The organism is Hahella sp. HNIBRBA332 (genome assembly GCF_030719035.1).
Classification (GTDB): Bacteria; Pseudomonadota; Gammaproteobacteria; order Pseudomonadales; family Oleiphilaceae; genus Hahella.
In genome coordinates, this window is sequence record NZ_CP132203.1 from 5,114,892 (window position 1) to 5,127,177 (window position 12,286).

Annotated in this window: 12 protein-coding genes; 9 read left to right on the forward strand and 3 right to left on the reverse strand. The window is 55.6% G+C overall.

Going from position 1 to position 12,286, the window contains the following annotated elements; genetic code table 11:
- The first annotated feature begins 1 nt into the window (after position 1).
- The 3 genes from O5O45_RS22585 to O5O45_RS22595 all read left to right on the forward strand — a co-directional run bounded on the left by O5O45_RS22585 (position 2) and on the right by O5O45_RS22595 (position 3,018).
- Entirely contained in the window at positions 2 to 970 is a 969-nt protein-coding gene (locus O5O45_RS22585; RefSeq protein ID WP_305901590.1) for an ABC transporter ATP-binding protein, read from the forward strand.
- Complete coding sequence (locus O5O45_RS22590; protein ID WP_305901591.1) at positions 967 to 2,010, forward strand: ABC transporter ATP-binding protein; 1,044 nt, start codon at positions 967 to 969, stop codon at positions 2,008 to 2,010. The genes O5O45_RS22585 and O5O45_RS22590 overlap by 4 nt, the downstream gene beginning before the upstream one ends.
- Positions 2,011 to 2,301: 291 nt before the next feature.
- The gene (locus O5O45_RS22595) at positions 2,302 to 3,018 is read left to right on the forward strand and encodes a BamA/TamA family outer membrane protein (protein WP_305901592.1); all 717 of its coding nucleotides are present in this window, start codon (positions 2,302 to 2,304) and stop codon (positions 3,016 to 3,018) included.
- Positions 3,019 to 3,056: 38 nt separating this feature from the next.
- On the opposite strand, the gene O5O45_RS22600 is transcribed toward O5O45_RS22595, so the two are convergent.
- Positions 3,057 to 4,418 (reverse strand): sigma-54-dependent transcriptional regulator, encoded by a 1,362-nt coding sequence (locus tag O5O45_RS22600; RefSeq protein WP_305901593.1) that lies wholly within the window; start codon positions 4,416 to 4,418, stop codon positions 3,057 to 3,059.
- Positions 4,415 to 6,283, reverse strand: a complete 1,869-nt coding sequence (locus tag O5O45_RS22605; protein ID WP_305901594.1) for a sensor histidine kinase — start codon at positions 6,281 to 6,283, stop codon at positions 4,415 to 4,417. Before O5O45_RS22605 ends, O5O45_RS22600 begins: the two co-directional genes overlap by 4 nt.
- 268 nt (positions 6,284 to 6,551) lie before the next feature.
- Between O5O45_RS22605 and O5O45_RS22610 the strand changes: the two genes are divergently transcribed.
- The 6 genes from O5O45_RS22610 to O5O45_RS22635 all read left to right on the forward strand — a co-directional run bounded on the left by O5O45_RS22610 (position 6,552) and on the right by O5O45_RS22635 (position 11,216).
- A complete protein-coding gene (locus tag O5O45_RS22610) occupies positions 6,552 to 6,710 on the forward strand; it encodes a hypothetical protein (protein WP_305901595.1) in 159 nt (52 codons plus the stop codon).
- Complete coding sequence (locus O5O45_RS22615) at positions 6,703 to 8,064, forward strand: cytochrome ubiquinol oxidase subunit I (RefSeq protein ID WP_305901596.1); 1,362 nt, start codon at positions 6,703 to 6,705, stop codon at positions 8,062 to 8,064. The genes O5O45_RS22610 and O5O45_RS22615 overlap by 8 nt, the downstream gene beginning before the upstream one ends.
- 10 nt (positions 8,065 to 8,074) lie before the next feature.
- Positions 8,075 to 9,070, forward strand: coding sequence for a cytochrome d ubiquinol oxidase subunit II (locus O5O45_RS22620; protein ID WP_305901597.1), 996 nt, complete (start codon positions 8,075 to 8,077; stop codon positions 9,068 to 9,070).
- A 591-nt stretch (positions 9,071 to 9,661) separates the two neighbouring features.
- The gene (locus O5O45_RS22625; RefSeq protein ID WP_305901598.1) at positions 9,662 to 10,171 is read left to right on the forward strand and encodes a porin family protein; all 510 of its coding nucleotides are present in this window, start codon (positions 9,662 to 9,664) and stop codon (positions 10,169 to 10,171) included.
- Between the two features lie 8 nt (positions 10,172 to 10,179).
- Positions 10,180 to 10,656, forward strand: coding sequence for an MgtC/SapB family protein (locus O5O45_RS22630; protein WP_305901599.1), 477 nt, complete (start codon positions 10,180 to 10,182; stop codon positions 10,654 to 10,656).
- Between the two features lie 26 nt (positions 10,657 to 10,682).
- The gene (locus O5O45_RS22635; protein ID WP_305901600.1) at positions 10,683 to 11,216 is read left to right on the forward strand and encodes a MauE/DoxX family redox-associated membrane protein; all 534 of its coding nucleotides are present in this window, start codon (positions 10,683 to 10,685) and stop codon (positions 11,214 to 11,216) included.
- 18 nt (positions 11,217 to 11,234) lie between these two features.
- Here O5O45_RS22635 and O5O45_RS22640 read toward each other — a convergent pair whose 3' ends face one another.
- Positions 11,235 to 12,260, reverse strand: a complete 1,026-nt coding sequence (locus O5O45_RS22640) for a phosphoribosyltransferase (RefSeq protein WP_305901601.1) — start codon at positions 12,258 to 12,260, stop codon at positions 11,235 to 11,237.
- Between the last annotated feature and the right edge of the window lie 26 nt (positions 12,261 to 12,286).

A 12,286-nucleotide genomic window follows, 5' to 3' on the forward strand; every position in this document is an offset into this window, starting at 1 on the left:
CATGCAACCCTTATTGGAAGTAAGCCACCTGGAAACCACATTCAGCACCCCTGACGGGAAGGTGAATGCGGTTAACGACGTGAGCTTTCAGCTGTTTCCCGGGGAAAGTCTGGGCATCGTGGGTGAATCCGGTTCCGGTAAAACCCAGGTGTTCATGTCGATCATGGGACTGCTGGCGGACAACGGTAAGTCCACCGGCAGCGTGCTTTTCAAGGGAGAGGAAATTCTCGGCCTGCCTAAAGAAAAGCTGAATAAAGTGCGCGGTAGCGATATGTCGCTGATTTTTCAGGACCCGATGACGTCACTGAATCCGTTCCTGAAAGTCTCCAAACAATTGACTGAAGTACTGGTGGAGCACACTGGCGTCTCCATGCAGGAAGCGCGCGCCCGTTGTATCGAGATGCTCAGCAAAGTGGGCATCCCCGAACCGACCAAACGCTTCGATATGTATCCCCATGAGTTCTCCGGCGGTATGCGTCAGCGTGTGATGATCGCCATGGCCCTGTTGTGTCAGCCGGACCTGCTGATCGCCGACGAGCCCACCACAGCATTGGATGTGACCATTCAGGCGCAAATTCTCAAGCTGATGGCGGAGCTGAAGCGTGAAATGAATACTGCGATCATCATGATCACGCATGACCTGGGCGTGGTGGCGGGGCTTTGCGATCGCGTGCTGGTGATGTATGGAGGACGGATCGTGGAGTCAGGCACCGTTCGGGAGATTTTCTATAATCCCAAACACCCTTACACCATGGGTCTATTGGCCTCCATGCCGCGCCTGGATGGCGCCGGACACAGCTCTTTGCAGGCGATCCCCGGGCAGCCGCCCAACCTGCAAAATCTACCTCAGGGATGCTCCTTCCATCCCCGTTGTCCGTACGCCCAAGACCGCTGCAAGCTGGATCATCCGCCGCTGCGTAATGTCGGCGAGAACCGTTTGAGCGCCTGCATTCTGGAGACTCACCCATGACCCAAGCCAACGCAATTGAACAAAGCGCGGGAAATAACGCCATTCCCACAGGAAAACCCATACTGACCGTCAACGATCTGAAAGTGCACTTCCCTCTCGGCAGTGACAGCTTTTTCAAGAAAAACGATCGCTTTGTAAAAGCCGTCGACGGCGTCTCCTTTGAAGTGCGCGAAGGCGAAACTCTGGGCATCGTCGGCGAATCCGGCTGCGGCAAGTCCACACTGGGCCGCGCCGTATTGCAGTTGATCTCGCCCACCGACGGCAAGGTGGTCTGGCTGGGCCAGGACATCGCGGGACTGGATAGCAAAACCATGCGCCCCTATCGCAAGTCCATGCAGATCATTTTCCAGGATCCGCTGGCCAGCCTTAATCCGCGCCGCACTATCGGCGATATCATCGCCGAACCGCTGATGACGTTCTATCCAGAACTCAGTAAGCAGCAGCGTCGCGACAAAGTCAAAGCGATGATGGACAAAGTGGGTCTGCTGCCGCAGATGATCAACCGCTATCCGCACGAGTTTTCCGGCGGCCAATGTCAGCGTATCGGCATTGCCCGGGCGATGATTCTGCAGCCCAAGCTGATTGTCTGCGATGAGCCGGTTTCGGCGCTGGACGTCTCCATCCAGGCGCAGATCATCAACCTGCTGACGGAACTGCAAAAAGAATTCGGCATGTCGCTGCTGTTTATCAGCCACGACCTGTCGGTGGTTCGCCACGTGAGCCATCGGGTGATGGTGCTGTATCTGGGCAAGGTGATGGAGCTTGCGGACAAGGATTCCATTTATCGGGAGCCCAAGCACCCCTACACCAAGGCCCTGATTTCCGCCGTGCCGATTCCTGACCCGGATATCGAGCGCCAGAAAGAACAGATCGTTTTGAAGGGCGACCTGCCTTCGCCGATCAATCCCCCCAGCGGCTGCGTCTTCCGCACTCGCTGCAACTACGCAGAAAGCCGCTGCGCGGAGAAGATCCCCGCGCTGGAGTACGCCGGCGCTGACCATCAGGTCTCGTGCCTGAAATGGAAGGAAATAACCGACTAAATACGCGATCCCCGCTTCCACTTACCCAAGCGGAACCGGGGCTTCCATCAAGTTCTGCAGCAAAAGTTTATTCCACTCTCGCCGGCGTCGCAGTTTGACTGCCGGCTCTTTTTTGCATGTTGCTTAAAGCCTGGCTTGTCTTGACTTCCCATAGGACACTTCACAAAAAAGCTTATACCGCCCTTTGGTTAAGAACAGCGCTGACAGCGGTACAAGTGTTCCACTCTCATCATTTGCAGGGTATTATGCCCTGCCCTTTTTTTAGTTTGACTATTCACAAGGACTAACTTAGTGAACGCAGTATTCAAGTTCATTTCTCTAGCTATTTTTCCTGTTTGCACTTTTGCTGCTGAAGGCGGCGTCGCTAACACCAACTTCGAAGCAGGCATCGATTACTCCCAATCTCGAGACTCTGAAAATTATTCATTAGGGGGTAGCGTCACTCTACCGGTATATAGTTTTGTGGGCGCTAGCCTCAACGCAAGCGCCAATCATCAGGACGGTAAAGACGACCAAATTGATTCCGACAGCCATGGTCTCGGCGGAAATTTATTTCTGCGAGATTTCAATATAGGCAAAATCGGCTTGGGCTACAGTTACAGCAAAACGTCATTCGACTTACCTAGCTGGCTTAGCCCATACGTCGATGATGACTCGGAATCGGATCATTATCGTATATTTGGGCAATACTACCTTGGCGACTTTACCTTATCCGCAATTCGCTATGTTTCAGAGGCTAAGGGAGCGGATGAGCGCTTCAATGGGCTTGCACTTAGCGCAGCGTGGTACGCAACTGAAAACGTACGTACATCGCTTCATGCTTCCGCCATGGATTCAAAAGACAACTATGGTATTACCGTCGAGTACCAGCCAGAGTTATTTCAGAACACAGCAAGCGTAGACTTTTCCTACGCCGATGGTAGAAATGATGACACCTTTTCTGTGGGCTTCAATTACTTCTTCGGAACCAAAGTCAGTCTGAAAGACAGAGACCGTAAGTACCGTTAAGCCTTTGAGCTGGACGTCGCCTCCGCAACGTCCAGCTCTCATCCCCCCACTCCATATCGCGCCATTTTCTTCAGCAAGCCCTGTCTAGTAAGACCTAATTGTGCGGCGGCCCGGGTTTTGTTGCCTTGTTGTTCGCTCAGGGCCTGCTGGATCAGGTGGATCTCCAGTGAGCTGACTTGTTCATCCAGCGTATCGCCTTTTATCTGCGCGACCGGGGCGGAGGCGGTTCCGCTGATCAGGTTGACTTCCTGCATGGTCAGCACGTCTCCCATGCAAATAGCGGCGGCGCTTTCCAAGGTGTTCTTCAGCTCCCGAACATTGCCGGGCCAGGGTTGCGCGCCGAACCAGCGCATGGTTTCGCTATCCACTTGCAATTCGCGCCCGCTCTTACGCGCCATGCCCTGCAGAAAGTGTCGCACCAGCAAAGGAATGTCCGAGCGCCGCTCCTGCAGTGGCGGCGTCATCAGCGTGAGGCCCTTGATGCGATAGTACAGATCGTCACGGAAGCCGCCCTCCTCCACCGCTTTGGGCAGGTTTCGGTTAGTGGCGCTGACCAGACGCACGTCGATATGCTCCACTTCCCGGCTGCCTACCGGGTAGTAACATCCCTCCTGCAGCACCCGTAGCAGCTTCACCTGCATGGGCAGAGGCATTTCCCCAATTTCATCTAGAAACAGAGTGCCTTTATCCGCCAGGAACAGCAGTCCTTTACGGTCTTTATCCGCGCCGGTGAACGCGCCTTTTTTATAACCGAACAGCTCGCTTTCCAACAGCTCCCCCGGAATCGCGCCGCAGTGAACGGAAATAAAAGCTTCCGCCGCGCGCTGACTGAGACGGTGCAGCGCTTGAGCGATGACTTCTTTACCTGTGCCGCTAGGGCCCTGGATCAATACCGGTACGTCAGTGGGAGCAATGCGTCGAATCAATTCGCGCAGAGAGTCCATGCTGGCGCTGGCGCCGATCAGGCCCAAATCATCGGATTCCGTCGGACGCCCCACCACCCGCCGCAGACGCTCCACCTCTTTCGCCAGCCGTCGCCGCTCGATGGCCCGCTGCACCACCACCCGCAGCATATCCGGATCGACAGGCTTACCGATAAAGTCCCAAGCGCCCGCCTGCATGGCTTTAATCGCCAGTTCCTTTTCATCATGCCCGGTCAACACCACCACCGGGGTATCCGCATATAAGGCGATCAGTTGCAGTCCCTCTTCCGGCAGGAATGTGGGCGGCAACGCCAGATCCTGCAACACCAGATCAAAATCCTGCCCGTTGAACAGGCGTCGCGCCGACTCCGCATCGCCGCAACTGCTGACCTCATATCCCGCTTGCTCCAGCCATAATGCGCACAGCTCGCAAAATGCGCTTTCATCATCCACTATCAAAATTTTCGCTGCGCTCATGTTGTTTCCTTTTCATCCTGTTCAAGAGGGAGGTGGATCATGAAACTCACCGGCCATCCTTCCTCATCGCTATGCCAGACATCGCCGCCGTGGGCGTCGACAATACGCCGGACTATCGCCAGCCCTAATCCGCTGCCACCGGCTCGCTTGCTGACAAAGGCCTGAAACAGACGCGGCTTCATCGCGTCAGGCACCGCCGGTCCATTATTGTGAATCGCAATCAGGGCCCCGCGCTCATCCTGCGCAAGCGCCACCAAAATTTTGCCTTGCGGCGTCTGCCTGACAAAGGCGGCGGCGTTATCCAACAGGTTAATCAACACTTGCTGCAGACGTTGTGGATCAACGGATAACCAGACTTCGTCCGGAACTTCCAGCTCTATCTCCACCTCATACAGTTGCCGAATCTGCGCCACAGTGGCGGCCGTTAGCGCGCACAAGTTGGTTGGCTTGGAGTTCAGGCGAATCTGTCCGGCGTAGGTCAGCACATCCTTGATCAATAACTCCGCCCGCTCCACCTGCTTGGAAATATGTTCGCGGATACGCGGGTCGGTCTGCGCCGCCGCCATAGTGATGATATTAAGAGGGTTGCGGAGTTCATGGGCGATCGCCGCCGTCAGGCCGCCCAGCTCCACCAGATGCTGTTGCTCCAGACGTTTGCGCTCCGCCTCCGCCAACAATAACGAACGCTCCAGCGTAGCGCAGGCGGACGGCAACAGTTTCGCCATAAACTCCGCCAGACGCTGGTGAGACGGCGCTACATCCTCCCAGCCTTGCAAACGGCAGTCCCACTGGTCGCGCTTCTCACAGACAAACACCGGACCTTGCGGACATTCAAAACGGCCATCAATATTTACGCTGGCGGTCACTCCACTCTTTTTCAGCCAAAGTTGCTCTGCGGTCTGACGCAACTCTCCCCACCCTCTTACCGCATTGAGACGAGTAACCCATTGATCCAGTGTGGACTTATCCAGCACCGCGCCAGGATATACCAGGCGGTCGGCGAATTCTTTGGCGGGTCCGTAGGCCAACCAGGCAAAAACCAACAGAATGCCGGAGTACACCACCAACTGACTCAACGGCGCCTGCGCCAGCTCCGCCAGTCCCAAGGGCGCCAGTAAAGCCAGGATCAACGACATGGCCAGCATGCTGGTGGCGAGCATCGCCAACCAGATCACCGCCTGATTGACCCAACGATTCACCTCCACCAGGCGGTAACGCACCACGCTGTACACCACCAGCACGGCGTAACTGGGAAGCGCCAGCATAGCGTACGGAAACAGGTTGATATCCAAAGAGGGGAAGATAAAGCTGGTGGAAAGAACGAACCCCCAGCCGCCGGTAATAAACATGGCGGTAATGGATCGTCTCAAGTTGCCCCTGCTACGCTGAAACGCCATTAACAACAGTAAGTGCCCGACAACGCCAATCGCCACGGTATACGCAAGATTCAGCCACCCAGTGAAGGCCAGATGAAAAAATCCGTCGAACTGCATCCAGGGAGAGATATAACCCCCGCCCGTCAACCAACTGGCCAGCACAACCGCAATGGCGGTGAAGTAGAACAGTGGAGCCAGCCTTCTGAGCTGTTGCGGCAACTCCAGCGGGTCGCCCAGCCACAGCAGAACGAAGTGCAGGAAAGCGGTGGGCATCAACGGATTGCCCAACAGGATCAGCGTACCTATCGCCTGATGATCCTCCAGCACCAGAATATGGCCAAAACACCAGATTGCCATCGACAGACAAAAGCCGGACAATGCCTTTAGTGCAGGCTCTTGCCGCCGCCGCGACCATAACCACAGCGAGACGCCCCCGGCGGACAGCACCGTGGTCCACATGGAAACGGAAAAAAGCTGAATCGTATTCATGTCCCCAAGCGTAAACTTTGTTTACGCCAGCCTCCCCAAAAACAGTAAACGAAGTTTACACCCAGAACCATAAATTAGGAAAAAATTGCCGCATATCAAGGCATCTCAGCGCATTTTGTGATTGGCGCGCATGTTGCTCTTATTACTGCATAGCGAATTTCGTACCCAGCCGCACTCGGGGCGACTAGCGATCACCTCAATCAAAGCGGCGAAGTCAAAGTTGTGAAGTCATTGAACGATTGAAGTAATAAGAGATAGGAGTATTCGTATGAGCGCCTGGTTAATCGATCTGCTTTCCGTATCCGCTGTCATCCTGTTGGCTGGTGGCATGACTCTCGCCCCAGTGCTGCAACGTAATCGACGCTCCCGCAAAACCGCGCTCAGAACCTCACGCCTGCAATTCGAGGGAGGAGAGCACAATGCCTGATCCCGCGTTACTGTCACGCATCCAGTTCGCATTCACGATTAGTTATCACATCATTTTTCCCACTATCACCATCGGGCTGTCGCTGTATCTGGCCCTGATGGAGGGGCTCTGGCTTAAAACCAGACGTCAGGTCTACCTGCAACAGGCCCGCTTCTGGCAGAAGCCCTTCGCCATTACTTTTGGTATGGGCGTCGTCTCCGGCGTCGTACTGTCTTATGAGTTTGGAACCAATTTCAGCCGCTTCTCCGAAATTGTCGGACCGGTGCTGAGTCCCCTGCTGACCTATGAAGTGCTCACCGCCTTCTTTCTGGAAGCGGGCTTCCTCGGCATCATGCTGTTTGGTTGGAAAAAAGTCTCCCCCAGAGTGCACTTCATCGCGACTTGCGTCGTCTGCGTCGGCACTATGATTTCCGCGTTCTGGATTCTGGCGGCCAACTCTTGGATGCACACCCCGGCAGGCTATGAAATCGTTGATGGCGTGTTCCATCCGACAGACTGGTGGGCGGTGATCTTCAATCCTTCTTTCCCCTATCGTCTGACTCATATGCTGCTGGCCAGTTTCCTGTCCGCATCGCTGCTGTTCGCCGGCGTCAACGCAATCTATCTGTTGCGGAAGCAGCATACCGAGTTCGCCAAAAGCGGCTTTTCCATCGCCATGTGGGCGATTCTGGTTCTGGCGCCGCTGCAGATTCTGGCGGGCGACATGCACGGCCTCAATGTTCATGAGCACCAGCCAGTAAAAGTAGCAGCGATGGAAGCAGTATGGGAAACCGAACAGGGCGCGGGGTTTCGCCTGTTCGCTCTGCCCAATCAGAAGGAAGCCAAGAACGATTTCGAGATCGTCATTCCCAAGGCCGCCAGTCTGATTCTGACTCATGACATCAATGGCGAAATCGCCGGACTGGATCAAGTAGCGCCGGAAAACCGGCCGCCTGTGGCGGTGGTATTTTTCTCATTCCGCATCATGCTGGCGCTGGGCGGACTGATGCTGCTACTGGGCGTATTGGGCCTGTGGGCGCGCCGTAAAGGACGTCTGTTCGATCACCGTCTGTTATTAAACTTCTCACGCCTGATGATTCCTGCGGGCGTCATCGCCACCCTGGCGGGCTGGTATGTCGTGGAGGTGGGTCGACAGCCCTGGCTGGTGCAGGGACTGGTGCGCACCGTTGATGTGGCGTCGCCATTGCCAGCCTCGCAGGTATTGTCCACCTTGATTCTGTTTGTCGCTGTGTACTCCCTGCTGTTTGGCGTCTATCTGTACTTCATGCGTAAGCTGATACGCCAGGGCCCCGCTGACATCACCGGCGCCGCCCAGGACGAAAAACTGCCCGCAACGCTCAACCCCGCACATTAGGAGAACCGCCATGGACATTGCGCTCATCTACCTGTTACTCATCGCCATCGGTGTTTTGATGTACGTATTGCTGGACGGCTTCTCCCTGGGCGTAGGCATCCTCTCGCCCTGGCTTAGCAAAGCGGAAGACCGCGCTATCGCCATGAAGAGCCTGTCCCATCTCTGGGACAGCAATCAAACCTGGCTGGTGTTCGGCGGCGTCGTGCTGTTCGCAGGTTTTCCCAAGGCTTACGCAACCGTGCTGTCACAGCTCTATCTGCCGATTATCCTGATGCTGATCGCGCTGATTTTTCGCGGCGTGGCGTTTGAGTTTTATTTTAAATCCCATACCAGCCGTGGTTGGTGGGATTTCAGTTTCAGCTTCGGCTCCACATTGGCGACATTGAGCCAGGGTATTATTCTTGGTTCATTGGTGCAGGGCTTCTCCCTCACGCCCCAGCCCTCCGAACAAATCGCCTGGTTTACGCCATTTTCTCTGATGACCGCCATCGCCCTGGTCTGCGGCTACGCCCTGCTTGGCAGTTGCTGGCTGGTGCGTAAAAGCTCAGGACGCCTGCAAGTTTCCGCAAGACGCCTGGGCATCCTCAGTCTGTTCGCAGTCATGTTCTTTCTGGCGCTGGTCAGCGTCTGGATGCTGCTCGCCCAACCACAGGTATTCCAACGCTGGCTGACCTGGCCCACCGGCCTGCTCCTCGCGCCAGTGCCTTTGCTGAGCGCCTATGTGGGGCTCCGTCTGTGGCAAATGCTGCGCAGCGGCGAAGGCAACGACCTGAAGCCTCTAGGACTGGCCATGGCGCTGTTCGGGCTAGCCTTCATTGGTCTGGCCGCCGGCATGTTTCCTTACATCATTCCGGGCCAGCTCACTATTTGGGAGGCCATTGCTCCTGAGCGCAGCACCAGCTTCACTCTGGTCGGGATTGTGCTGTTCCTGCCATTGGTCATCGCTTACAACATCTACAACTATCGGGTGTTCAGCGGTAAAACCACCTCACAGGACGGCTACTGATGAAAAAATGGCGTCAGACTCGCAACGCCGTGCTGCTTTACCTGGCGGGAGTCGTCGCTCTGACGCTCGCCGCCGGCGCAGTGCGTATGGCTCTACAGGCGTTATCTGCTTGAGAGCCCAGGGACTTGAGTGATGAATGAATTAGCGGACATCTGTTTTCATTTACTCCGTTGGTAAGCGCCGTTTACATGACTGGCGGGCGTCATCGCATTTTTCGGGTTTTCCTGCCCTATCGCCGGAACGGCCTGCGGCGCTCTGACCATGCTCTTGCTCAGGTTAAACCTCCTTCTTTTAAGCCACGCATAGCAGAAAACGATGAGCCTTCTCTCTCATGGTTTTCTGGTGCTCCCCTTCCATGAAGTCCGCTCTATCTCCATGTAAGCCTTACAAATCCTTGGAATAATTACCCCGGCACACTCGCATTCCACGGGCCTCGCCAAACGTTTAATTCTCTCTAATCCAGCGAGCCCCAAGGGCTTCAGAAAATCGGCACACTTTCTGCGTTTCAGGATCAGGCAACCGCGCAAAAATTGTTAGCGCGGCGATGAACATCATTCATTGAGTCATTAAGAACGAAAAGGGAAAGTAGCCATGAAACACTTAGTTACCGCCATTTGCCTGATCGCCATCCCCCCCGCCGCCTACTCCGCCCCGGATGTGGGAACGCAGGAATTTTCCATTTCCGGCTCGGGATCCAGCGATAAAGACTTTGATAGCAATATCTTCTCCATGGATGGCGCTTACGGGCAATATCTGTCTCCGGACGCAGAAATAGGGGTGCGCCAATCGGTCAGCGTCTCTGATAACGAAGGAGAAGAGAGCGTATGGAACGGCTCCACCCGCGTCTTTTACGACTACCATCTGGGCCGCGACAATCTGAGACCTTACCTGGGCGCCAATCTCGGCTACATTTACGGCGAGTCGGTGGATGAAAGCTTCATCGCCGCTCCCGAAGCCGGCCTGAAATATTATGTGGCGAACAACACCTTCGTGGTCGGTCAGGTCGAATACCAGTTCTTATTTGAAGATGCGGACGAGGCGGATAACCGCTTCAGCGACGGCGTATTCGTCTACAGTGTCGGTATGGGCTACAACTTCTAGTTTCTGACATGGAAAGCTTTTTTATCGAATATCAAGGGCAGTTGTGGGTGCTGATGCATGTCTGCATCGCCCTTGTCCTGGGCGGCGCCATCGGCTTTGAGCGGGAAATGAAAAAGCGTCCCGCCGGGTTTCGCACCCACATGCTGGTGGCCGCCACCGCGGCGCTGTTTACGGACTTGGCGACTTTGCTGACGTCATCTATCGACGCCGACCTCACATCCACCATCAATGCCGACCCGACCCGGGTGATTGTCGCCATCGCCACGGGCATCAGTTTTCTCGGCGCCGGCACCATCTTTCGTAGCGAAGACGGCGTCACCGGACTCACCACCGCCGCCACATTATTAATGGCCAGCGCACTGGGCGTCGCAACCGCACTGGAGCAGTATGTGCTGGCGGTCGGACTCACCATTATTGTACTGGTGGTCTTGAGAACCCTGGGCTGCATCAGTAACCGTCTGACCAAAAATGGCGACGGGCGCTGACGCCTAAACATCGCAAGGAGGACACTATGAACAGCAAACCCGGCTTTCAGGTGCGTGAAGAAGAGCGAGGCGCGCACCTATCCGACTATCGCCCGCTGTTCGCTTTACTCGCCGTCTCCGCTCTCGCAGCGCTGGCGGCGTCCCTACCCGGACCATTCACTGCAATGGTCTGGATGCATTATTTCATGGGATTCTTCCTGTGCATCTTCGCCATGCTCAAGCTGTTCCACCCCAGCTCCTTCGCCAATGGCTTTGAAATGTACGATCTGCTGGCCAGACGGTTTCGCGGCTACGCATACATTTATCCCTTTATCGAGCTGGGGCTGGGATTGGCGTACTTATCCTTTGCAGCGCCGTATCTGACGTATGCTCTGACGATTATCGTCTTGTCCTTCGGGGCCGCTGGCGTGCTCTCCGCTTTGCGTAAAGGGCTGGACATCAATTGCCCCTGTATGGGCACCGTTCTGGACGTTCCCTTGAGCACAGTGACGTTAACGGAAGACCTGGGCATGGCGGGGATGGCGTTGATGCTTATCCTGATGCGCAGCGGCGTCATTTGAACGCCACTGCGTCAATCGCTACGCCCGCGCCTTGGCGATCGCGTACGTTTCGCTGAAACCCAGTAAAATACTGCCGCCTTCGCCAGTATCAATCTGCAATAGTGCGCTGCTGGCGCCATGGGGCGCTTCAGCCAGACGCTTGGGACAGAAAATGGAAATCTCATGAGGTTTGCCCGTGTCGAGCACACTGAGCTGGAATACATCGTCGCGCGCGTCATAATCCAGGCTCTGCAAGGGCAGATTCTGAAACTTCATTCCCCTGTGACGCTGCATCTCCGCAGGCGCTTCTTCTCGGAAAGACACTAGCCAACCATGATGCTCATGACTGAATTGTCGGCAGTATTCAGGCCAATCCGTCTTCTCCAGGATATGAGGCTCCTCGTCTGAGCAGTTCGCCTCTTGCGCCCAGGCCGCCTTTAAGATTTCAATGACTTCTTTATCTGAGGTCTGGCCAAAGTCCGTGTAACAACCGCCAATGGCGTAAAATGGCTCCGGCGTCGCCAGACACACCACCTCATCAACCATCGCCTGTAACTCCGTTACCGTTTCGCTGGGCGCAACAGGGATTGCCGCCACAATCGTCTCCGGTTGCATTTGTCGTAACGCTGCGACGCCAGCTTTCATGGTGGCGCCGGTAGCCATTCCGTCATCCACTACGATTACACAGCGGCCACTGATCTCTGGCGCCGGCTTATCGCCACGATAGGTCTGCTCTCTTCTGCGCAGTTCCTTCCCTTCTCTCTCCCTGACGCAGGTGATTTCCTCTTCACTGATTTGATGGACGCTAACAACATCTTCGTTCATAACGATTGCGCCGCCGCTGGCGATTGCTCCCATCGCTAACTCTGGATATCTGGGCGCGCCCAGCTTGCGCACCAGTAGCAGATCCAGCGGAGCCGAAAACGCCAGAGCGATTTCATTGGCGACCGGAACGCCGCCTCTGGGTAAAGCCAAAATAAGAAGATTGTTGCGGGAACGATAGGCATCAAGCGCTTGCGCCAGCATCCGGCCGGCGGCGATGCGGTTTTTAATTGGGAGCTCCATGATTATCCCCCTGCATGACAATGAAT